The 23350-nt window shown below is 64.2% G+C and carries 19 protein-coding genes; 16 read left to right on the forward strand and 3 right to left on the reverse strand.

Features of this window, described 5'->3' with window-relative positions:
• The first annotated feature begins 7 nt into the window (after positions 1–7).
• The 5 genes from AC0GNR_RS03670 to AC0GNR_RS03690 are packed head-to-tail and all read left to right on the forward strand — an operon-like array spanning position 8 to position 4282.
• Positions 8–1390, forward strand: a complete 1383-nt coding sequence (locus tag AC0GNR_RS03670; protein ID WP_472899652.1) for a L,D-transpeptidase family protein — start codon at positions 8–10, stop codon at positions 1388–1390.
• Positions 1390–1998, forward strand: coding sequence for a peptidylprolyl isomerase (locus AC0GNR_RS03675; protein ID WP_472899653.1), 609 nt, complete (start codon positions 1390–1392; stop codon positions 1996–1998). Before AC0GNR_RS03670 ends, AC0GNR_RS03675 begins: the two co-directional genes overlap by 1 nt.
• A gap of 2 nt (positions 1999–2000) precedes the next feature.
• Positions 2001–2507 carry a peptidylprolyl isomerase gene (locus AC0GNR_RS03680; RefSeq protein ID WP_472899654.1) on the forward strand — a complete coding sequence of 169 codons (507 nt, stop codon included), beginning with the start codon at positions 2001–2003 and terminating at the stop codon, positions 2505–2507.
• Between the two features lie 42 nt (positions 2508–2549).
• Positions 2550–3389: a UDP-2,3-diacylglucosamine diphosphatase gene (locus tag AC0GNR_RS03685; RefSeq protein WP_472899655.1), complete on the forward strand. Its 840-nt coding sequence runs from the start codon at positions 2550–2552 to the stop codon at positions 3387–3389.
• 5 nt (positions 3390–3394) lie between these two features.
• The gene (locus tag AC0GNR_RS03690; RefSeq protein WP_472899656.1) at positions 3395–4282 is read left to right on the forward strand and encodes a M90 family metallopeptidase; all 888 of its coding nucleotides are present in this window, start codon (positions 3395–3397) and stop codon (positions 4280–4282) included.
• A gap of 137 nt (positions 4283–4419) precedes the next feature.
• Here the strand turns inward: AC0GNR_RS03690 and AC0GNR_RS03695 are convergent, their stop codons facing one another.
• Positions 4420–7188, reverse strand: coding sequence for a DUF349 domain-containing protein (locus tag AC0GNR_RS03695; protein WP_472899657.1), 2769 nt, complete (start codon positions 7186–7188; stop codon positions 4420–4422).
• Between the two features lie 152 nt (positions 7189–7340).
• Positions 7341–11090 (reverse strand): DUF748 domain-containing protein, encoded by a 3750-nt coding sequence (locus tag AC0GNR_RS03700; protein WP_472899658.1) that lies wholly within the window; start codon positions 11088–11090, stop codon positions 7341–7343.
• Between the two features lie 681 nt (positions 11091–11771).
• Between AC0GNR_RS03700 and AC0GNR_RS03705 the strand changes: the two genes are divergently transcribed.
• The 3 genes from AC0GNR_RS03705 (at position 11772) to nrdR (ending at position 14713) form a co-directional block, all read left to right on the forward strand.
• Positions 11772–12683, forward strand: a complete 912-nt coding sequence (locus AC0GNR_RS03705) for a lytic transglycosylase domain-containing protein (RefSeq protein ID WP_472899659.1) — start codon at positions 11772–11774, stop codon at positions 12681–12683.
• Between the two features lie 304 nt (positions 12684–12987).
• Positions 12988–14232 carry a serine hydroxymethyltransferase gene (glyA, locus tag AC0GNR_RS03710; RefSeq protein WP_472899660.1) on the forward strand — a complete coding sequence of 415 codons (1245 nt, stop codon included), beginning with the start codon at positions 12988–12990 and terminating at the stop codon, positions 14230–14232.
• Between the two features lie 31 nt (positions 14233–14263).
• Positions 14264–14713, forward strand: coding sequence for a transcriptional regulator NrdR (gene nrdR / locus AC0GNR_RS03715; RefSeq protein WP_304838413.1), 450 nt, complete (start codon positions 14264–14266; stop codon positions 14711–14713).
• 71 nt (positions 14714–14784) lie between these two features.
• Here the strand turns inward: nrdR and AC0GNR_RS03720 are convergent, their stop codons facing one another.
• Complete coding sequence (locus AC0GNR_RS03720; RefSeq protein ID WP_472899661.1) at positions 14785–15291, reverse strand: GspH/FimT family pseudopilin; 507 nt, start codon at positions 15289–15291, stop codon at positions 14785–14787.
• Here AC0GNR_RS03720 and AC0GNR_RS03725 point away from each other — a divergent pair.
• The 8 genes from AC0GNR_RS03725 to ribD all read left to right on the forward strand — a co-directional run bounded on the left by AC0GNR_RS03725 (position 15275) and on the right by ribD (position 23313).
• Positions 15275–15451: a hypothetical protein gene (locus AC0GNR_RS03725; RefSeq protein ID WP_472899662.1), complete on the forward strand. Its 177-nt coding sequence runs from the start codon at positions 15275–15277 to the stop codon at positions 15449–15451. The genes AC0GNR_RS03720 and AC0GNR_RS03725 overlap by 17 nt on opposite strands.
• Positions 15452–15727: 276 nt before the next feature.
• Positions 15728–16141 (forward strand): type IV pilin protein, encoded by a 414-nt coding sequence (locus AC0GNR_RS03730; protein WP_472899663.1) that lies wholly within the window; start codon positions 15728–15730, stop codon positions 16139–16141.
• Complete coding sequence (locus AC0GNR_RS03735) at positions 16138–16626, forward strand: GspH/FimT family pseudopilin (protein ID WP_472899884.1); 489 nt, start codon at positions 16138–16140, stop codon at positions 16624–16626. Before AC0GNR_RS03730 ends, AC0GNR_RS03735 begins: the two co-directional genes overlap by 4 nt.
• A complete protein-coding gene (locus AC0GNR_RS03740; RefSeq protein WP_472899664.1) occupies positions 16623–17192 on the forward strand; it encodes a prepilin-type N-terminal cleavage/methylation domain-containing protein in 570 nt (189 codons plus the stop codon). The genes AC0GNR_RS03735 and AC0GNR_RS03740 overlap by 4 nt, the downstream gene beginning before the upstream one ends.
• Positions 17193–17203: 11 nt before the next feature.
• Positions 17204–18220 (forward strand): PilW family protein, encoded by a 1017-nt coding sequence (locus tag AC0GNR_RS03745; RefSeq protein ID WP_472899665.1) that lies wholly within the window; start codon positions 17204–17206, stop codon positions 18218–18220.
• Positions 18220–18774, forward strand: coding sequence for a pilus assembly PilX family protein (locus AC0GNR_RS03750; protein ID WP_472899666.1), 555 nt, complete (start codon positions 18220–18222; stop codon positions 18772–18774). The genes AC0GNR_RS03745 and AC0GNR_RS03750 overlap by 1 nt, the downstream gene beginning before the upstream one ends.
• Positions 18775–18843: 69 nt before the next feature.
• Positions 18844–22125 carry a pilus assembly protein gene (locus AC0GNR_RS03755; protein WP_472899667.1) on the forward strand — a complete coding sequence of 1094 codons (3282 nt, stop codon included), beginning with the start codon at positions 18844–18846 and terminating at the stop codon, positions 22123–22125.
• Between the two features lie 69 nt (positions 22126–22194).
• A complete protein-coding gene (gene ribD / locus AC0GNR_RS03760) occupies positions 22195–23313 on the forward strand; it encodes a bifunctional diaminohydroxyphosphoribosylaminopyrimidine deaminase/5-amino-6-(5-phosphoribosylamino)uracil reductase RibD (RefSeq protein ID WP_472899668.1) in 1119 nt (372 codons plus the stop codon).
• Positions 23314–23350 lie beyond the last annotated feature (37 nt).

Genomic DNA, 23350 nt, shown 5'->3' on the forward strand with positions numbered 1-23350 from the left:
GGCCGTCGTGGCAGCTGTCTTTTTCTCGGGCTGGGGCCGCGAGCCCTCTGGCCTCGCCGGGCCGGGCGATGTCGTGGAGCCCGTGTCCGCTGCCTCAGGTCAAGCGGTAGACCCTGCCGCGCCGGTGTCGCTCATGGACAGCGCCCTGGCGAAGGTGCAAGACGCTGCGCAGGCGTTGTCTGGACAAACGCCTTCGGGCCTGAGCAGCCAGCCCCTGAACGGTGACAGTTTTGAGCAAGTCAGCCCTCTGCTGGGGCGCGCCGAAGCGGAGTTGATTCAGATCTACCAACTCATCAGCCAGGGCGAGCGCCGCGATGCGCTGGCAAAAACCGAAGCGCTGGTGCGCGCGCACCCCAACTTTCAGCTGGCGCAGCTCGTGCTCGGCGACCTGCTCACGCTGCAAACCCGGCCCGTGCGCCTGCTGGGTGATGTGCCCGACACCAAAGCCACCGCCGCCGCCGAGCAGCTGGCGGTGTTGCGCGACGAATCGCGCCGGCGCCTGCGTGCACTCACCGAGCGCCCGCCCGAGGGTCACATTCCCACCCAGTTTTTGACGCTCTCGTCCCAAAGCCGGCACGCCATCGCCATTGACGCGTCGCGTTCGCGGCTCTATCTGTTTGAAAACGTGGCATCTGCGGCGCCTGACGCCAACGGCAAGCGCAGCCCACAGATGCGCCTGCTGGGTGACTACTACATTTCGGTGGGTCTTTCGGGCATTGAAAAAGTGGTCGAAGGCGACAAGCGCACTCCGTTGGGCGTGTACTACATCACCAGCAACCTCAACCCGGACGATCTGCCCGATCTGTACGGCGTAGGCGCTCTGCCCATCAACTACCCGAACGCACTGGATGTGCAGCGTGGCAAGACCGGCAGTGGCATCTGGCTCCACGGCACGCCGCGCGAGCAGTTTGTGCGCGCGCCACAAGCGTATGATGGTTGTGTGGTGATGTCCAACCCCGACCTGGAACGCCTGCTTTCCACGGTGCAGATCCGCACCACACCCGTGGTCATTGCGCCCGAGCTGCACTGGGTGGAACCAGCGGCCCTGAACACCGACCGCCAGCAATTTGAAGCCGCGCTCGAAGCGTGGCGCAGCCTCAAGAGCCAGGGCGAGCTGAGCGAGCTGAAGGGCTTTTACTCCGACCGCTTCCGCAGCCAAGGCCGCGATCTGGCCCAATGGTGGCCGCGCATGGAAGGCGAAATTCGGTCCGCCGGTGCGCGCGAACTGGAGCTGAAAGATGTGTCGATGCTGCGCTGGCGCGACACGGAAGACACCATGGTGGTGACCTTTGGCGAGGTGGCCTTGGGCCAAACACGCGGCACCACCAAGCGCCAGTACTGGATGCGCGAGAGCGATCAGTGGAAAATATTTTTTGAAGGAGCGCCCTGATGACCCTACTACCCGTGGCTATGCGCCTGAAGCGCCGCCAGTTAGGCACCCTGCTGGCCACCGCCACACTGGCCGTGGCGCTTGCACCCTTGAACGCTCTGGCACAAACCGCAGCGCCCAAAGTGCGCGTGACCACGTCCATGGGCGACATCGTGCTGGAGCTCTACCCCGACAAGGCCCCCAAAACGGTAGACAACTTCCTGCAGTACGTGCGAGACAAGCACTACAACGACACCATCTTCCACAGGGTCATGGATGGTTTCATGATCCAAGGCGGCGGTTTCACTGTGGATTTTGAGCAAAAGGCGACCCGAGCCCCCATTCCCCTGGAAGCGCAGAACGGCGTGAAGAACGACCGTGGAACCATTGCCATGGCCCGGACGGCGAATCCCAACTCTGCGACGGCACAGTTCTTCATCAATGTGGTGGACAACGCCATGCTGAATGCACCCAATCCCGACGGCTACGGCTACACCGTTTTTGGTAAGGTGATCCAAGGCATGGACGTCGTGGACAAAATCAAAACCGTGCCCGTCGGCAACAAGGGGCCGCATCAGAACGTGCCCAAAACCCCCATCACCATCCTCAAAGCCACTCTGGAGAAATGACCATGGCCAACCCCCAAGTCGAACTGCACATTGCCAACTTTGGCGTCGTCACCCTGGAACTGGACGCTGACAAAGCCCCTTTGTCCACCGCCAACTTCCTGTCCTACGTGAACAAGGGCCACTACAACAACACGGTGTTTCACCGCGTGATTCCCGGCTTCATGGTGCAGGGCGGCGGCTTTGAGCCAGGCATGAACCAGAAGCCCAGCGATGCCCCCATCAACAACGAAGCCAACAACGGCCTCAAGAACGACCAGTACACCGTGGCGATGGCCCGCACCAGCGACCCCCACTCGGCCACCGCTCAGTTCTTCATCAACGTGTCGAACAACGGTTTCCTGAACCACACCGCGCCCAGCGCGCAAGGCTGGGGCTATGCCGTGTTCGGCAAAGTGGTCTCCGGCGCTGACATCGTCAAGAAAATTGAAGGCGTGGCCACGGGCCGCAAAGGCTTCCATGACGACGTGCCCAAAGATGACGTCGTGATCGAAAAAGCGGTCGCGATCTAAAGACGGATGCACACAAGAGGGGGCTCACAGCCCCCTTTTTCTATGGACGAATCCCTCACCGCCCCGTTTGCCGAATGGCACGCCCCAGCGCACTGGCGGGCGGTCGATTTCATTTCAGATTTGCACCTGCACGCGGGAGACCCCGCCACGTTGGATGCGTGGCAGCAGCTGCTGCAAGCGCCGCACAGCCAGCGGGCCGATGCCCTCTTCATCCTGGGCGACCTGTTCGAGGTGTGGGTGGGCGACGACGTGTTGCACGCCACAGCCCCCAAAGCCGCCCTCACCGAAGCCGAAGACCAGCGCTTCTGGCGCGACTGTGCCGCCGCTTTGCGCGCCTACAGCCAGCACACGCCCGTGTTCTTCATGCACGGCAACCGCGATTTTCTGTTGGGGCCAGAGGCCCTGAGCGCCTGCGGCATGCAGGGACTGCCCGACCCCACGGTGCTCGTTTTTCAAGCGCAGCGATGGCTGTTGAGCCATGGCGATGCGCTGTGTCTCGATGACGCGGACTACATGCGGTTTCGTACCATGGTGCGCCAACCGGCCTGGCAACGCGATTTTTTGGCCCAACCGCTGCCTGAACGCGAAGCCATTGCGCGCAGCCTGCGACAACAAAGCCAGGCGCACAAAGCCGAAACCGCGGGCGACCCTGCCCTTTGGGCCGACGTCGACACACCCGCCGCACGCGCCTGGTTGCAACGCAGCGGCTGCACCACGCTGATTCACGGCCACACCCACCGACCCGCGCGACACGACCTGGGCGATGGACTGCAGCGCGTGGTGCTGAGCGATTGGGACCTGAGCGCACAACCGCCGCGGGCCGAGGTGTTGCGGCTGGATGCCCAAGGCCTGCACCGCACACCACGGGCACCGGCCCGCTAGCACCCATGCCAGCGCAACAGCTGACCGCCTTTTTGCCCGCCTTCGTCCAGCGCTGGCTACCGCGGCGGCTGCGAAGCCCACCACCCGTGCCGGAGCCCCTGTGGCGCAGCACCTTGGCACACCACCCGTTTCTGGCCGCACTCAACCCGGCCGAGCAACGGCATTTGCGCCAACTCTCTGCGCACTTTTTGATGGAAAAGGAATTTCACGGCGCAAACGGCCTGAACATTACCGACGCCATGGCACTCGCCATAGCCGCCCAGGCCTGCTTGCCCCTGCTGCACATGGGTGGCGTGGGCAGCCTTGGGCCAGACCCAGACCGCTTGAAAGCACTGGACTGGTATGGCGATTTTGTGGGCATTGTGGTGCAGCCAGGCGCCGCCGTGGCCCAGCGTGAAATCACCGACGGGAGCGGCGTGGTGCACCGCTACCGCGAAGTGCTCGCAGGCGAAGCCATGGACCGCGGCCCCATCATGCTCAGCTGGCAAGAGGTGGCTCAAGCCGCTCATGCAGCGCCCGGCGGCAGCAACGTGGTGATCCACGAGTTCGTCCACAAAATGGACATGCACCGCATGCGCCCCGGCGACAGCCCGGACGGGGCACCGCCCTTGCCACAAGGCTTTTTGGGCATGCAAAACCCCACCGAAGCGCGCGAACACTGGCGCAGCACCATGCAACACGCGTTCGACCGCTTTCGCGAGGCGGTGGCAATGGCCGAACGATTTGGTGGCGAGCGGCCCTGGCTGGATGACTACGCAGCCAAAGACCCTGCCGAGTTCTTTGCCGTGACCTGCGAGGCCTATTTCGTCAACCGCGAACGCTTCGCCCAGGAGTTCCACGAGCTGCTACCGCTGTACGACGGCTTCTTCAGACCCAAGTCACCGGGCCGCTGATCGAGACGGACGACCGCAAAGGCCAAGCCCAGCAGCCCCTGAACGCGGTACGGCACAGAAGCTGTGCAGCGGCCGAAAGACCGCGCGCACCCTAACAGCGGCCACACGGCGTGCAGCCAGCGAGGCTTGCTGGGGCATCAGCGCTTGAGCAGCGCCTTCAACACGTTTTGCAAGCGGCGAGCCACGGCAGCGTCAAACGGGCTGGCCAGCACCTTGGCCACGTCCTCAGCCCAGGTTTCGGTGGGGCTGGCGGCGTTGCGGCGCGTCAGCAACTGCAGCTGCAACATGCGCCGGTCGCTCAGGTGTTCGGCCGGGGTGGGCACTTCGGCGGCCATTTCCAGGCGCAACAAAGTCTCGCCAGCCAAGGCACCGGCGGCTTTGGACACCGCCGCCACCCAAGCAGAGCGCATGGCAGGCGTCAGGCGTGGGCCCAGTGCTTGCGCCGTGGGCAATTGCTGAGCGTCGCGCTGCTCCCACGCCGCCATCAGCTGCGTCAGCACCTCGCCATGGGCCTGCGCGGCCAGCTTGCGCAAGCTGGCCTGCGCCGCTTCAATGGCCTGGCGCTGCGCGCGAAAAGCGGCGTCGCCCAGGCGCGGGCCGCGCGGCTCGCGCTCTTCGCGCCAGTCGCGCTGGTCGCGCATGGGGGCAGCACCAGCACCGCGCGCATCGCGGCCACCGCGGGCATCGGGGCGGCCGGGTGGGCCGTCGCGGCGGTCACCTGGGCGGTCGCTGCGGCGGCCATCGCGGCCAGCAGGCTCGGCTTTCTTCATGCCGGGGCGGTCGTCGCCGCGCACGGCCACCACTTTTTTGGGTGGTGCAGCCGGCGCCGCTGCCACCACGGGCTCGGCAACTCGTTCTTCAACGGCGCCTTCAGCAGCGGTAGGCTCTGAATCGGATTCGGCTTCAGGCGCTGGCACAGCGACCTCAGCGGGCTCGGCCGCAGCGGCCACCTCGGGCTTGGCAACCACATGGGCAGGTTGGGCTGCAGGCGCTGCAGCTGCTGGCTGGCCGGCCATTGCGGCTTCCAGCTCGGCCATGGCCGCGCGGATCTGCTGCGCATCGCCGCTGGCACTGGCCGCTTCCAGCGCACGGGAGGCGTCGAGCACGCGCTGATCGTGTTCATTGAGTGCGGCCGACGCTTTTTCGCGCTCGGTGCTCTTGCGGGCAAAGGCATCGTCAATCGGCTGGCGGAAGGCTTCCCACAGCTTTTGCTCGTGTTTGCGCTCCAACGGCACCGCGTGGGCTTCGGCCTGCCAGCGCTGCTGCAGTGCTTTCACGGCGTCAATGCGCAACATGGGCGCGGCACCCAGCACAGCGGCCTCTTCAATCAGGGCGCGGCGGCGTGCCGTGCTTTCGGCCTGAGCAGCCTCCAGGCGGGCATGGGCGGTGTGCATCACGTCTTTCCAGACGGGCTGGATATCGGCAAAGGCTTTTTCGCTCAAGTGACCGGCTTCGCGCCAGCGCTCGGAAAAAGCGTGCAGTTCACGCACTTGGGCTTTCCAGTCGGTGCTCTCGGCGTGCGCTGCGGTCCAGGCCTTCAGCTCTTCGATGATGGCGAGGCGCTGGGCCTTGTGGGCATCGGCCTGCTGGCGCACCTGGGCCAGCCAGGTTTCCACCACTTTGTGGGCTTCGGTGCAGGCTTCGTCAAACCGTTTCCACAGCGCGTGGTTGGGCTGACCGCCCTGGTCGGTGGTTTTCCATTGGTCGCGCAGGCTGCGCAGGGATTCCTGCATCTTGCGCCCACCCATGCGCTGGCCTTCCGGGGCTTGCAACAACGACTCGGCCTTGGCCACCAGCTCTTCACGCAACTGATCGGCACGCCAGCGCTGCCAACCTTCCAGCTCTCCCGCTTGCGACAACGCAGCGTGCGCAAGGGCTTCCTGCTCGGCGCTCACCAAACGGCCGTGGCTCTTGAGCACGGCGCGCACATCGGCGGCCGCTTTGGGTGTGGCCTTGCCGTGGCCTTCGGCCAACTCGCGTTCGAGCACGGTCAGTGCTTTGTCCAGATCGGCCGCCACGCGGGCCCGCTTCTCTTGGGCGGCCTGCGAGTCATGTGCGGCTTTTTCAGCGGGCACGGCAGCGTCCATGCCGCGGGCAGCACGCAGTTCGTCAGCCCACACGGGCACGGCGGGCAGCGGCGCCTGCGGGTTGGCGTCGGCGGCCACGGTTTGGGCCAGGGCGGCCTCAAAAGCGTCCCACACCAGCTGCAGCTGGTTGCGCGATGCTTCCAGCATGGGTGGAAACTTCACTTCCACGCTGGGCCACTGGGCGTCTTGCATCAGGGCGCTGGCTTGCTGCTGCCAGTGCGCCACGTCGCCGCGCAGGGTTTCGGTGCTGTGCTGGGCTTCGCGCCAGGGCTTGGTGGACAACACTTCAATGCGCTGCGCGATCAGCACAGCGGCTTCACGCTCTACCTGTACCCGGTGCTGCAGGTCTTCAATGGCCTTCACGCGCTCAGCCAGGGCCTGCTTCAAGGAGGCCAGCGGCTCGCGGGACAGCGGCGCGCCAGCGCGGGCAGCGTCGCGTTGCCAGGCCAGGGCATCGGCCAGGTTCAGGCGGGAATGGTCCAGCAAAGCCTGGGCTTTTTGCGCCCATTCCACACCGATCTGCTCTTGCGATTTCTGGCGCTTGAGTTCGTCGAGCTTTTCCTTCAACGGCTTGGCCGCACCGCGGTCGCGGTGGGACAATTCTTTGAACACCTCGTTCATGAGCTCCAGCGCAGGGTCGGTGGCCAGCCATTCGCGGATGCGTGCTGCGCGCTCGCCCGATGTGGGTGCGGTGAAGGCGCCACCCGTCACGGCGTCCAGCGGGTGGGATGCAGCGGCTTTGGGTTGAGCGGGTGTGTTCACGGCAGATTCGGGGGCGTTGGACTGTGGCGACGGCTTGCGCAGGGAGAACAGCGACATATATAAATAAGGACTTCAGAAGATTCAGCGGGCCGCACCCCAGCGGAGCGGCTCATGTGTGTATTGTCGCCGGTGTTGACGCGGCCCCGATGCTACGGCAAGACGCCCCGGTCTGGCCAGCCCGGCGCGCGGTGGCGGACATGCACCAGACGTCAGCGCGCGGCCAGCTTGAGCTCGGCCTGCGGCACCCACCGGTCGCCTTGCTGCGCGAGCTGTGGCGCCCCCAGAAACATGCGGTCTTCGGGCAGGTTGCGGCTGGCAAGGTAGTCCTTCACCGCCACCGCGCGCGCCACGGCCAGTTCGCGCAGGGCATCAGCGCTCACGGCCGTTGAAGCCAGCAACAAGGCTTCCATGTCGGCTTGCGGAATGTCTTTGGCCATACCCACCAGGTTGCGAGGCTTGGGTATGTCGGCCCGCTGGTAAACCGCTTTGAGCAGCGCGGGGTATTCAGCGGGTGAGACCACCAGCGTGCCCGTGAGTGAGCCGCCAGAACGGGCCAGGACACGGCGTTTTTCGGCCAGCACGCGCTCGTTCAGCCGGGCGCGCTGCACGCCGCTGCGTTCGGCTTCCAGGTCGCTGTGCCCCACCACCGTCAGTTGCAGCGCCGGGCGGTCTGCCAGCGCCTTGGCCACCGCGTTCAGCCGCTGGCGCGCATCGTCTGCCAACTCGGTGCTACCAGGGCTGAACACCACTTGGCTCATCTCGTCTCCACCGCCGCCCAAAGCCCCTGCCAGCAATGAAAAAGGCGACGTGATAGCTTTGCCGATGAGGTTGAGCACCAAGCGCACCACGATCGGGCCCAGCCGGAACTGCGGGTCGTTGATCGAACCACTCACGGGAAGGTTGATGTCAATCACCCCATTGCGATCGGCCAGCAGCGCCACCGCCAGCTTCACGGGCAGGTTCGGCGCTTCGCTGTCGGGTGCGCGGTCGCCAAAACTGAGCTGATTCAAAATCACCTGGTTGCTGGCGCTGAGCTGGCCATCCGGCGCCACGCGGTAGGCCACGTCCACACTGAGCTTGCCACGCTCAATGCCATGGCCCGCGTACTTGACCGCATAGGGCGACAGCGGGGGCAATTCCAGATCGCGCACGCGGCCCTCAATGTCCAGCGCCAGGGGCTGGGCCAGCGGGTTGAGCTTGCCGTCGATTTCCAGCGCCGCCGTGCCCTCAGCGCGCCCGCGCAGCGACAGGTCGGATAGCGGGGGCGGGCCACCTTGCACAGCAACATTGTTGGCAAAGGCGCTCAGCCCGCCGGTGAGCTCGGTGAGGTTGGCCGAATAATTGGGTTGAATGAAGCGGTCTGAGAAGAACACGCGGCCATTGACCAGACTCACCGGACCAAACCGGATGTCTGGGCCGCCAGCAGGCGAAGCGGTGTCCAAGCTGGCGACTGTGCCGGCGGGCTGAACAGCCGTTGTGACCACGGTTGACGTCACAGCCTGGGCGGAAGAAGCGGTGACCGCCCCACCTTGCCCCGGCGCTGCGGCACCCTCAACGGCATCGGCCTTCACCAGGCCCTGCAAGTTGATGCGGCCGTCTTCGGCCACGATGATGCGAGCGAAATAGTCGCTCAGCACGGTTTCACCCACCACCAGGCTCGTGGTTTGCCCGGGTGCCAAGGCGAGCTTCAGGCCCCGCAAGTTGAGTGCTTTCCAGGCCAGCAGGTCTTCACTGGGCGACAGCGTGTTGGCGCGAAAGTCTTCCAGCGCGGCATCACCCGCCAAACCAAGCGACAAGCCTTGCGGCGGCAAACCCAGCTGCAAAGCGCCGCGGTAACTGGTGTCGGCGCGCAGCAGATCCAGGTTCAGCCGGTCGCCAAAGTAGGGCTCGAAAGCGTGCACAGGCAGCCGCTCGGCGGTGACCTGGCCGCGCAACGCCAGACCCGCATCTTGGGGACCTGCGCCCGGCAAACGCAGGGAGCCGCTAAGCGCCAGTCGCCCGGGGTCGGCCTGAGCGGTGGCCTCGCCTGGTGCAAAGCCCATGCGCAGCTGCAACGACACCGGCATGGCGGCTTGCGTGCGCTCAAAAGGCTTCAGGTTTTTCACCTGCAGTTTGAGCCCCGCAAACTGCAGGGCCACCGGCAGCTCGGGCAATCGGTCTTCAAACCCGACCAGTCCGTCGTTCACCGCCAGGCTGGCCAGCGCCAGCCTCCAGGGCTGCTCTGCTGCGGTGCCGGCTGCAACGCGGGAATCGGCTGTGCTGCCGGACTTCAACCACCGCTCGGCCATCCACTGCCCGTCAGACCCCCGCTCGACCTGCACTTGGGGCCGCGTGAGCACCAGCGAAGCCGCGTCAATAGAGCGGCCCACCAGGTCCACGTTCAACCCCTCCAGCAACAGGCGCCGCACGCCCACTTGAGGCGCCTTCGCCGGCCCCAGGCTGAGGTCATCGCCTTGAATTTTTGGCGCGCGCAACACCAGGGCCATCGGTTTGCCCCCACGCGCGGCCTGCCAATCCAGCGCCAGATCGGCCGACACGCGCCCACCCAGCGCCGGCTGCAACACGTGGGCCAGGTAAGGTGCGGCCAGGTTCAGCGGCAACTCGCCCACGGTCAGCTGCACCTGGGCCGAGGCATCGGTGGCAAGGCCCTGCAGGTTCAGCGGTGTCGCAGCCAAACGGGCAGAGGCCTGAAAAGGCACGGGTGCCTGCACCGGCCAGCGCAAGCCCTCGGCGGTCCAGCGCACATCCTCCAGCGCCATCTGCGCCGAGGGCCGCACAGCGGCATCGGCCCAAGCCAGCGTGCCCCGCTCCAGCACCGCCCGCCGGGCGTGCACGTCCCAAGGCGCTGCGGCGGGAGGCGAAGACTCAGGCTGAGCAGAGGGCAACGCCCCCCATGCCGAAGCCAACTGCTGCAGGTTGATGCGCCCAGCCGCGTCGCGCACCACCGACAGCTGCGGCCCCAGCCATTCAACCGAAGCCACATCCGCACGCCGCGCCAAAGGCTCCACCCGATTGAGCACCAAAGCCAGCCGCTCAAACGCCAGCAGCGGCTGCGCGGCGCCCTGACCGCCCAAGCCGCGTTGCACAGCGCGAAAACCCGACAGCGATGCCGAACCCGACAGTGCCACCCGCGGCACGTCGGCTTCCTGTTCAAAGTCGAGCGTGAGGGCCAGCTGCAAAATGCCGGCCTCAGGTTTCACGGGCCACTGCGCCGGCCAGTACGGCAGGTAAGGCGCCAAGTCCAGCGCAGGCAGCGTCAGGCTCGCCTGTGTGGCCCGGGACGGGGCAAACGGCTTGGTTTCGGCTCGGGAGTCAAAAGCATTGCCGTTGAGCACAAAGGCCAGCTCCGGCTGCGTCAGAACCTCTCGCTGGGAAGACAGGTTGCTCAGAAACGGCAGTTTCACAACCAGGTCGGTCAGCCGGTGGGTGGTCGCGACACTGTCGTCGTTGAACACCACCTCACCGCCTGTCAAAGCCATGTTGAAAAGGGCAAAGCGCGCAGGCTCAGCCGGCCCGTCCGGCTGCGGCTGGGCCAGCCGCTGCAACACGTCGTCCACGTCGTACCGGCCCTCACCCAGATGCCGCAGCGCCAGGCGCGGTTGTTCCACCACCAGGGCGTCCACCACAGGCGCCAAGCGCAGCAAGGACTGCAATTCAGCGTCCATATAGATACGGTGCACCGACAGCTGCTCGCCTGTGGCATCTGCGCTGGCCACCCGCAGGCCTTCAAGTGTCAGTTCCAGCGTCCAGGGCCGAAAGTCCACACGGTCCACTGACACGGTGCGCCCCAGCAAGGCACTGGCCTGCTTTTGCAGCTGCCATTTCAATATCGGCGGCATGGCCAGCCAGGCCAGCAACCAAACCAGCAACAACACGCCCAGCCCGAGCCACAGGCGGCGCACCCAGACAGCACGCGAGGCCGTTGATGAAGAGGGGGACTCGGGGAGCTCTTTTTCCATGCGCCGAGTTTCGCCGAACTGCGGTGAAGGCCAAACCCCCAGGGTGGCCTGAGAAAAAAGAAACCCCGGCAGCGTGAGCCACCGGGGTTGACGGCGGGCAAAACGCTCTTGCCGTCGGTTTTGGTGGAGAGAGATTGGTGTCTCTCCAACCTGGGAGCAAGAGATTGCCCCCGTTGGGGGCTGGCATCGGGACGGACCCTTGTGCCAGCAAATGCGAGTCGCGATGACACGCAACCGAAGATTACTCCCGTTGACCCTACGCATCAAGAGGCCGCGCAGGCTAGGCCGATGGGGAATTTCAATCGCGCATTGACGTCCCATTCGGACGCACGGCAATGCGCCCAACCAAACTGAAAGGTGGTTTTTAGGCGACAAGCGGTCGCATGTGTTGCAGGCGCCCGTAGCCCTTGATGGCGCTGGCGTTGGCGCTACGGTTGTGCGAATCGAAGACCGGAAGCACCTTTCTATATATCCATTCGTTTCTATGAAACCACTTCATAACATTGACTTGATATTAATAAGCCCATAACATCCGGCCACTTTGCCCCTTCAGGGTAAACCCGAACCGCTGCCGAGACAGGCTAATTCGACCGCAAGACCCACAAGGTCGCGCCATCGATGGCGACCCAATCCAGCCGCCCTGACTCGAACAGCCAGGCCGGCGCAGAAAGGACCGACAACATGACCGCACCAACGCGAACGCCACACAAGAGCACCCCAGGTGCCGTGGCCGCCCTTAAAACCACCCTCGGCGACGTGTCCCGGGGTTTCTTTGACATCACCCACAGCGGTATTGCACTGATGGGCACCACCTTGGCGGTGGCCCTGATCGTGCTGGGCATGCGGGCCGACCTGCGCTCCAGTGCCGAACAGCATCTGCTGGGTTGGCTGCTGCAGCGCCAGGAAGCCGTGGCGATGGCAGACACCGACGCCATGGTCTACGCATCAGAACCCAGCGCCATTGACCGGGTCACTGCGGCCGAGCCCAAGGCGCTGCCCAAAGAGCAGGCCAATGTGGCCTTCTGGCTCAGTCGTAAATACCGTGTGGCCCCCGAGCCCTTGAGCGTGCTGGTGGCTGAAGCCTTCGAAATCGGCCAAAAAGCCCGGCTCGATCCCACCCTGATCCTCGCGGTCATGGCCATTGAATCGCGCTTCAACCCCTTTGCCCAAAGCCCCGTGGGCGCACAAGGTCTGATGCAGGTCATGACCCGCGTACACACCGAAAAATACGACGATTTCGGCGGTCAACTGGCTGCGTTCGACCCCGTGTCGAATCTGCGGGTTGGGGTGCGGGTGCTGCAAGAGTGCATCAAACGGGCAGGTTCGGTTGAGGGCGGCTTGCGCCTCTATGTGGGCGCTGTCAGCACCGACGGCAGCTGGTACATCAACAAAGTGATGGCCGAGCACCTGCGCATTCAGAGCGTGGCGCTGGGCAAGCCCATGCCAATCTACACGCCGCCGGCCCGTACCATCCCTGTGGTCGCACCAGTGGAACCCGCCGCTCAACCCATCACGCCACAAGACGAGCTTGAAGCGGAAGTCACCCCAGCGATCGGTACCACACCGACCGATGAGGCGCTGGCAAAGTCCTGACGCACCGCTGGCCACACGCGCCAAAACCCCGGCCAGTGCTACCCGAGCCCAGCGCCGGGATACAGTTGCTCGGCTAAACTACCCAAGTACGCAACTGGCGATAGGCGCAAAGCTCTGCTGAAATTCAGACGGGCTTGAAGCGCTGACGTGGCCCCCCTGCCCCATCACACTTTGGCGGCCGGGACAACCACTGGGAAGCGTACCGCCCCACGGCCAAACACCGCACGGGCGATCAGCCGTTCGCCTGGGCAGCCCCTGTCTTTGTCACCACCGCGCAGGGTTCCACGTCACTAGGACTGCCAATATGTACGACCGCAACATTCTGATTGAACAAACCGACCCCGAGCTGTTTGCCGCGATCCAGCAGGAAAACGCCCGCCAAGAGCACCACATTGAGCTGATCGCGAGTGAAAACTACGCCTCGCCCGCCGTGATGGCCGCGCAAGGCACCCAGCTCACCAACAAATACGCCGAAGGCTACCCCGGCAAGCGCTACTACGGTGGCTGTGAATACGTGGACATCGCCGAGCAACTGGCCATCGACCGCGTCAAGCAAATCTTCGGCGCCGATGCTGCCAACGTGCAGCCGCATTGCGGCGCCTCGGCCAACGAAGCCGTTTTTCTGGCTTTCCTGAAGCCCGGTGACACGATCATGGGCATGAGCCTGGCCGAAGGCGGCCACCTCACCCACGGCATGCCACTGAACATGAGCGGCAAGTGGTTCAACGTGGTCAGCTACGGTCTGGACGCCAACGAAGCGATCGACTACGACGCCATGGAGCGCAAGGCCCACGAATCCAAGCCCAAGCTCATCATCGCCGGCGCTTCCGCCTACAGCCTGCGCATCGACTTTGAGCGCTTCGCCAAAGTGGCCAAAGACGTGGGCGCTATTTTCATGGTTGACATGGCGCATTACGCCGGCCTGATCGCCGCCGGCGTCTACCCCAACCCCGTGCCGTTTGCCGACGTGGTCACCTCCACCACCCACAAGAGCTTGCGCGGCCCCCGCGGCGGCATCATCTTGATGAAGGCCCAACACGAAAAAGCCATCAACAGCGCCATCTTCCCCGGCCTGCAGGGCGGCCCGCTGATGCACGTCATTGCCGCCAAAGCCGTGGCTTTCAAGGAAGCGCTTGCACCTGAATTCAAGGCTTACCAGCAGCAAGTGCTCACAAACGCACGTATCGTCTCCGAAACGCTGACCGAGCGTGGTTTGCGCATTGTCAGCGGCCGCACCGAAAGCCACGTCATGCTGGTCGACCTGCGGGCCAAAGGCATCACCGGCAAAGAAGCCGAAGCCGTGCTGGGCAGCGCCCACATGACCATCAACAAAAATGCCATCCCCAACGACCCGGAAAAACCCATGGTCACCAGCGGTGTGCGCATCGGCACCCCGGCCATGACCACGCGCGGCTTCAAGGACGAAGAAGCCCGCTTGACCGCCCACCTGATTGCCGACGTGCTGGACAACCCACGCGACCCGGCCAACATCGACGCCGTGCGCGCCAAAGTGAACGCGCTGACCGCGCGCTTCCCGGTCTACAAGTGAAGAACGGCCGCCTAACGAAGGTATTCATCCGATGAAATGCCCGTTTTGCGGCCATCTTGAAACCCAGGTGGTGGAAACCCGCATCTCGGAAGATGCGGACTTCATCCGCCGGCGCCGCCAATGCGGCCATTGCGAAAAACGCTTCACCACCTACGAACGGCCCGAAGTCAGCTTCCCGGCCGTGGTGAAAAAAGACGGCCGGCGCGTGGACTACGTACCGGCCAAACTGCGCGCCTCCTTCTCCCTGGCCTTGCGCAAGCGCCCGGTCAGCACCGAGCAGGTGGACGCCGCCATCGAACGCATCGAAGAAAAACTGCTCAACCTGGGCGCCCGTGAAGTGCCCGCCACACGATTGGGCGAAATGGTCATGCGCGAGCTGAAAAAGCTCGACAAAGTGGCTTACATCCGCTTTGCAAGCGTGTACCGAAGCTTCGAAGACATCGACGATTTTCGGGCGCTGGTGGACGAAGTCAGAAAGTAAGCACCCGCACGATGCTCAACCACCGGAAGGCGATGGTGGCACGGGCAACCGGGGTCCAGGGCGCCCCGCCGTCATGAGCAGGATGGCACCGTGACCCTGACCGTCCTCGGTCGCCCCACACTGTTGATGATGATCCTTGAAGACACGGCCGCCACTTCCGTTTTGCGACAGATGGAGATGGTGCCCGCCTGAAAAGCGCCACTCACCAGATGAGTCGAGCCGGCGCCGGAGTAGGAAACAAACCTCGCCACCGGTGTATTGCCTGAAATCGACCAGTTGTCGGGCATGGCCGGCTCCATCAGCAACAACGCTTCACCCGCATCGCGTTGCACATTGTTGTTTCGATCCGCGAATACGATCCATCCTTGGGACCAATTGCCGGCTGCAGCACACGTCACCCCATCCGACGATTTGCAGATAGCCACCCGGGAATTTCGCTTGATGGCCTCACTTCTGGCGAAAAACAAGGCCGCCAAAAATTTGTTGGAGTACGCCGAGAGACGGGTGCCATGGCCGAAACTGGCCATTCCAGGCATGGCCACGGCCACCAGGACAGCCAGTATGGCGATGACCACCATGGATTCAACCAAAGTGAATCCAGAGCACTTGCAGCTCTTCATCTCTCTCCCCTATGGCGCGTTTTTATCTGGACACGAGACCCCCTTCCTCAAAAACCAGTGCCAGAAAATAAAAGCCAGCAGGAGCACCTGCGCACTATTTGTGGCCAGCGCCTGTTGACACAACGGCGTATTGCAGAAGGGACGTGCAAGTATGCGATTCGCATGACCTGCCCGCGCGCTGGCCGCTGGCGGAACATCCCTCAGTGAAGGGATGCGCCGGTCAGCATTTAGGTGCCGGGGGTGCAATGGGTCACAATCCGCGGCAGCCTGAAACACAGGCAATTTGTCACACAGCGCACCGTCGGACCAGACGGCCAAGCCGCTCATCCGCAAAGGCACAAGCCCCTTCCCCTTCGCCCGCTACGATGCAGTTCAGTAAACCCACCGTCTTTCCATGAACATCCAGCGCATCAGCCTTTACCGCGGCTTCACCCTGATAGAGATGATGATCACGGTCGCGGTCATCGGTATCCTGGCCTCCATTGCGTTGCCCAGCTACCAGGATTACGTGCGCAAAGCCCGTCGCGCCGATGCACAGGCCTTCATGTACGAGGTGGCCTCACGCCAGCAACACTATCTGGTGGACCGGCGTCTGTACGCAGACGATCTGGTCACATTGGGTTTGGCAGTGCCTGCCTCCGTCAGCGTGCATTACGACATCACTTTGCCCACCGTGGTCAACAACATCCAGCCAATGGGGTTTGTGTTGCAGGCCGCCCCAAAGGCCGGACAAGCGAATGATCCATGTGGCACGCTGACCCTCAACGCACAGGGCACCAAAGGTGCCAGCAAAGGGGGTTGCTGGTGAACAAAGGGGCAGCTCTGGGCCATGTGGGCAGCCGTCGGCAACACGCCGGTTTCACCCTGATTGAAGCCCTGGTCGTGATTGCGATCGTCGGCATTTTCGCAGCGCTCGCAGCCCCCAGCTTCAGCAACACCATCGCCAACATGCGAATCAAGTCCACCTCATTTGACCTGGTCAATGATCTGAATGCGGCCCGATCGGAAGCCATCAAGCGAAATGCGGAGGTCGTGATCGTGGCGGAAGGCGGGGACTGGAACCAGGGATGGCGTCTGACCGCCGGGGGCACCACCCTGAAAGCCCATGAGGCCCCCACAGGTTCTGTTGCTATCGCATCTGCCGTCGACGCCATCAATTTCCAGGGCAACGGCAGGCCTGATGCTGCGGCCACCCTCAGCATCACCTCCAGCCTGTCCGGCGTGGCCGCCCGCTGCGTCGAGCTCCAGGCGACCGGATCGGCCCGTTCACTCAAGGAGGCTTGTCCGTCATGACCTCCTGCCCACGTCACCACAAGCAGCGCTCAGGGCAACGCGGTTTCCTACTGATCGAAGTCCTGGTGTCGCTGGTGATCATCGCCTTTGGCTTGCTGGCGCTCGCAGGCTTCGTCACCAAAGCCACCGCCATGGCAGTCGACACGACCCAGCGCACCCGGGCGTCCTCACTGCTCAGCGACATGGCGGGGCGCCTCGTCTCGAACAAACAACTGGCTTTGGGCGGAAGCTACGTGGCCGCGACCCAGCCCGCCACCGGCTATGGCACGCCCGGCGCAACCAGCACGGTGTGTCCCGGCGTCGGTGTGGCGGGCGCTGATCTATGCAATTGGCACAACCTGCTGCTGGGCGCCAACGACGCCCAGGCGGGCGGCAACGCTGTTGCGCTGGGATATCGCGGCTGCATCACCCGGGATGCGGTGGCGCCCATCTTCACCATCACGGTGGCCTGGGGCGGCACCACACCCGGCGAGGTTCCGAACGACGGCTGCGGTGCAGGGCAGTTTGGTACCGACACCTACCGTCGCGTCTTGCGCACCACGGTCAGAATTCCTTCCCTGTCCTGATGATGCGCGCCATGAGACCCAACCACCTTCCCCGGAAGGGGCGCCCCAACCGCATGCGGGGCTTCACGCTGATCGAGCTGATGATCGGCATGACCATCGGCCTGATTGTCCTGCTCGGTCTGACCGTCTTTTTTTCCTACAACTCGCGCAACCAGCAAGATCTGGAACGCAGCATCGTGCGTCTGGAAAACGCACGCTTTGCGCTCGACACCCTGACCGAAGACCTGATGCACGCGGGCTACTACGCCCGCCATGTGCCTGGCAGCGGCATTACCTACAGCGCCATCGCGCCCTGCCCCGGGACCACGGCTGGCCTGGGCTGGAACACGGCCGCCACAGCAATGCCCCCCCCCGTGGCGGGCTTGGCCGCCAACCCGAGCAGTGCCGCGCAGAACTGCCTCACAGGCCTGCGTGCGGGCACGGGCGTCATCACCGTGACCCACGCCGAGACCGGGAACGCGGTGACGCCTGCCAACACCGTGGTCACCAACCTGTACATCCAGACCACCAGTTGCGCCACCGACACGGCCCGGGTGACCGTCAACACAGGCCCAGCCGCCAACTTCACGCTGCAAAATCTGGCCTGCAACGCACCCAACAACGTTCACCGCCTGTCGCAGCGCACCTATTTCCTGTCCAACTGCAACAACTGCACCAGCAACGACGGAATACCGACCCTGAAGCGGGGTGAGCTCATTGGCAACAGTTTCGTGGTCAACACGGTGGCTGAAGGGGTCGAGCAGCTCCAGTTTGAGTACGGCGTGGACACCAGCAATGACGGGCAGGTGGACGAAGTGCTGGGTTTTGCGGGCATCACGGGCGTGGCACCCTACGTGTGGAGCAATGTGGTGGCGGTGCGGGTGCACATGCTGACGCGTTCCAGCCTGCCCGATCCGGGCACCGTTGAACAACGCACTTTCCAGATGGGTCCGCTCACCCTCGCGCCCGCCGATCTCCCGAACGGTTTCAAGCGCACCCTGCTCACCACCACCGTGCCACTGACCAATGTGGCGGGCCGCAGAGAATGATGAACCCTCGCTTCCAGATTCGACATTCCCGCCACGAGCAAGGCTCGGTGCTGCTGGTCACCATGGTTTTTCTGCTGCTGTTCGCCATTGTGGCCACGGCGGTGTTCCGCGGCTCCCAGACCAGCGTGCAGGCCGTGGGCAACATGCAGTGGCGCACCGAAGCCATCAACGCCACCAACGAAGCGGTGGCCAACATCCTCAGCGACTACAACGGGTTCATCCAGCCGGCCCTCACGGGTGGCGTGAACGCCCTGGGGGCCCAGAAAACTACGTTTTCACCCGATGTCAACGGCGATGGCAAGCCCGATATCGCGGTGAAGGTGGACGCCGTGGAATGCAGCTACGTGGCCGAGGTGAAGCAGGAAGACCTGGACCCCGAGAAGCCGGAAGACCTGGTTTGCATGAACAGCGCCAATATGGCGAGCACCACGTTTTGCTCGGAAGTCCAGTTTTCCGTGGAGCTGACCGCCACCGACCCGGTGAGCGAAGCCAACGTCCAGATCGAGCAGGGTGTGGGCGTGCGGGTAACCGGCGTTGAAGTCTGCAAGTTTTGACCCCTGGCCGCACCAGCCTGCCCCACGACACCTCCCTCCGTTGACCCGACCACGGGAAAGGAACCCGCCATGACCCCCCGCCAGACATTCCCCCAACGCAACCGGCGCCCGGTACGCATGATCCAAGGCGGCGCCGTGCTGTGCTCGCTCACCACCGTGGCGGCGGTCTGGGCAGCAGACATCGACATTTACGGCCCGTCAGCGACCGCATCCCTGGCTCCCAATGTGTTGATCCACTTCGACAACACGGCAAACTGGTCGGCCCAAAGCAATGCCTGGATGCCCGGCAGCGTGTACGCCAAATGCAAGGCGGCGGACACCAGTGGTAAGACTCCCTGCCGGGATGCCGTCACGTTTGTTTTCGGCCCCGAAAAGACCGACAAGCTCCTGTGGCCATGGGATGCAAGTTACACGGCTAAGAATGAGTGGGGTAGCAGCGTCGCACCCAGTCAAGGGCAGGTGCAGTTGCGGGCCCTGAAATACGTGCTGAGCGCCATGGTCTGCAACGATTCACCGAAGGTGAGTATCAACGTAGGCATTTCCCTTTTTAATGGCACGAAAGGTTCGGTGCTGAGCTCAGGCGACCCGGTGGCGGTGATCCACCATGCGGTTCAACCCCTGCACAAGACCCCCACCAACACCTGCGCACCGCTGTTGGCGAAAATCGACAATCTGGACAAAGAGATCAACAACCCGGACTACAAGGCTCCTCAGGACGCCAACTATTCCGCCGCGGTGTACGAAGCCTTCAAGTACTTCGGCGGCTACACCAACCCCGATCGGGTCGCCGACGACAAGCCGGGCAGCCCGGTGAGCCGGTCGGCGTATGGCACGGGCCGATTCGGCGCCGTGAAGACCCTGCTTGATGACCGGGCGGCGTTCACCGACGGCACCCATCTAAGCTACAACCCGCCCACAACCCAGTGCAGCGCCAACTACCTGTTGCTGGTCGGCAATGGCTACCCCAAGGCCGAGCCGAAGACCGGGCCCCTGAGTTTCAACAGACTGGGCTACACACCGCCCACGCTCTCGGCGACCAGTTCAGACACCAGCCGCCTGGCCGACGAATGGGCGTATTTTGCCGCCAACACGGACGTCAACGAGGCTTCGGGGGTGCAACCCTTGAACACCTACACCGTGAACGTGTTCAATGCAGCGATCGATGCCGACCAGACCAAACTGCTGAAGTCCATGGCCGCCGTGGGCAGCCCGGACAAGGTCTACGTCGAGGTGGGTGGCGACCTGCTGAAGCTCATTTCGGAGTTTGAGGACATGTTCCTGCGGGTGGCGACCAAGGACAGCGTGTTTGCGTCCACGGCGCTGCCGGTGGCCACCAACGCCCAGGGCACCTTCCTGAACCAGGCCTACGTGGGCATGTTCCGCCCGGACGGCAACTTCCGCCCCCGCTGGCTTGGCAACATGCGCCAGTACCAGATCGGCTTCAACGACAAGGCCCTCACCCTGTTGGACGCCGACGACAAGCCCGCCACCTCCGGCGGCTTCTTTGCCTCGACGGCCAGGAGCTTCTGGACCGAGGACAGCGTGTTCTTTGCCCAGAACCCCATGGGAACCCCCGCCAGCGCCAGCGACAGCCCCGACGGCGCGGTCACCGAAAAAGGTGGCGCTGCGCAGATGCTGCGCCAGGCCAACCTGAACGACGCGAGCGCCCGCAAGGTCTACACCTTGCCCGACAGCCCCCCGAGTGATACCCCCTTGGCCTCGTGGCCCTTCACCGCCGCCAACTCTGAGCTGGATACAACCCTGGTGGCCTGGGCCCGTGGTGAAAACAATGTGCCAATCCTCGACGATGAACTCCATGCCGAAACCTTCAACGGCTCCACCCTGACCGGCTCCACCGTCACAGAGTTGGGCAACCGGGGCGCGCGCCACAGCATGCACGGGGATGTGCTCCACTCCACCCCCACGGCCATCAACTACGGCGGCACCGACGTGGTGGTTTACTACGGCACCAACGACGGGCACTTTCACGCCATCGACGCCCGGAAGACCGGCACCGGTGCCGGCTCGGAACTGTGGTCCTTCCTTCCGCGAGAGCACTACGCACTGCAAACGCGTCTGCGCAGCGGGATGGACCTGCTGCAGATCCCGGAGAACGACGAAAACGGCAACCTCCTGACGCCACCAGACGGTAAAAAACCCCGCACCTATGGCATGGACGGGCCCATTGGCACCTACACCCGCTACAACAGCACCGGCGAACTGCAGGAAGCCCTGATTTACCCGACCATGCGCCGCGGTGGCCGAACCGTGTATGCGCTGGACGTCACCAACAAGACCGCCCCCATATTCAAGTGGAGGATCAGCGGGGGCGGCAGCGGCGACTTTGCCAAGCTGGCGCAAACCTGGTCCATGCCGCGCACCATCCCGCTGGACAAAACCGCCACGCCTGCGTTGCTCACCGTGATGGGGGGGGGCTACGACCCTGCCGAGGACGGCAATACCTCTACCGGCATCGGCAATGCGGTGTTCATCATCAACGGGCGCACGGGCGCGCTGGTCAAGCGCATTGACACCGACTTTTCAGTACCGAGCGACATCACGCTGGTCGACACCAACCGGGACGGCCGGCCCGACCGGCTGTATTTCGCCGACGTGCGCGGCAACCTGTACCGCATCACGGTGCCGGCCAGTGGCGACCTCGTGTCGTCCACCACGTGGAGCGCGGCGACGGCCACCAAGATCGCGGTGCTGGAAGGCCGGGTGTTCTACCGGCCCGACGTGGTGGTGACCAAAGGTTTCGCGGCCATCATGGTGGGCACGGGCGACCGGGAAAAACCCATGCTCAAGGTGACGAGCGACCGCTTCTTCCTGGTCAAAGACCCGTTGCTGACCCCGATCACCACAGCGCTGAGCCTCGCCGATCTCACCAAGATCGCCACGGTCAACAACTCCACCATGGTGCCGACGCCCACCGGCGAAACGGCTGGTGCGAATGGCTGCTACATCCAACTGGCCACCAACGGCGAAAAGGTCATCAACGCGCCCTTGACGGTGTCGGGCATCACCTACTTCGGCACCAACCGGCCGGCGCCGGACAACCGCAACGTCTGTGTGGGCAACCTCGGCCAGGGCTTTGCCTACCAGTTCCCGCTGTTCTGCGGTGTGCCACTGAAGCCCACCGAGATCCTGGGCGGTGGCATGATTCCCTCGCCGGTGGCCGGTGTGGTGTTGCTGGAGGGCAAGAACGCCAAAGGTGAAGCCACCGTCACCAAGCAGCCGTTCCTGATCGGTGGCGCTGGCCCGTCTCCCTTGACGGTGACCGACCCCAAGCCTTTTGTTCCGCCCAAGCGCCGGCCCATCTACTGGCGCATCAACAACAACAACCGCTGAGACCGCCTGCCGGTGGCTGGATCGCTGCAACAGGCCGGCGACGGCAGAAACCGGGAAATCATTGAACCCATGGAAAGCCTGAACCTGCTCGCGGAACATGCCATCGGCCTGTCTGAGCCGAACCCGCGTGTGGCGTGCCGCATCGAAACCACCAACGGCCAGGTGTTCAGTGGCCACACGCAGCAGGCGGGCGGTCCGCACGCCGAAGTGGTGGCCTTGCGGGCTGCACAGGCTGCCGGCATCAGCGTGCGCGGCGCCACGGTACACGTCACCCTGGAACCCTGCTCACACCACGGCCGAACGCCACCCTGTTGCGATGCGCTGGCCGCAGCCGGTGTGGGCCGCGTGGTGGTCGCGACCCTCGACCCCAATCCGCTGGTGAGCGGGCGCGGCGTGGAGCGCCTGCGTGCCGCCGGTGTGGCCGTCGAGGTACTGCCCACCGACAGCCCGCAGGCCCGCGCCTCGCGCGAGCTCAACATCGGCTTCTTCAGCCGCATGATCCGCAAAACGCCGTGGGTTCGCATGAAAATGGCCGCCTCGCTGGACGGCACCACGGCGCTGGAGAACGGGGTCAGCCAGTGGATCACGGGTGCGGCCGCGCGATCCGATGGCCATGCCTGGCGGGCCCGCGCCAGCGCGGTGCTGACCGGCATTGGTACGGTGCTGGAGGACGACCCGGTGCTGGATGTGCGGCTGGCGGCAACGCCCAGACAGCCCCATCTGGTGATCGTGGACAGCCGGCTGGAAACGCCGCTGGAGGCGCGCCTGTTCAACACGCCCGCCCACGGACAGCCGCGCCAGATCTGGATTTACTGCGCGGTGGAAAACCCCGAAAAACAGGCCGCACTGGAGGCCCGTGGCGCCCAGGTGAAGCAGCTCCCCGGCCCGTCGGGCAAGGTCGATCTGGCTGCGCTGTTGCGGGACCTGGCACAGCGCGAGGTGAATGAACTGCACCTGGAAGCCGGGCACAAGCTCAATGGCTCGTTCCTGCGCGAGGGGCTGGTGGACGAATGCCTGGTGTACCTGGCGCCCAAACTGCTGGGCCGGGGCGCGGGTTTGTCCAGTTTCGGCCCGCTGACCGCTTTGGAAGATGGCGTTTCGCTGGCCTTTCATACCGTCGACAGGGTGGGCGAAGACTTGCGTATCGTCGCCCGGGTGGCCGGCCACGACCGTTTCCTGCACCCATGAAGACGGACTTGGCGGCCTGATGCGCCCAAAAACCGCT

The sequence above is a fragment of the Hydrogenophaga sp. LT287 genome (assembly GCF_055702805.1).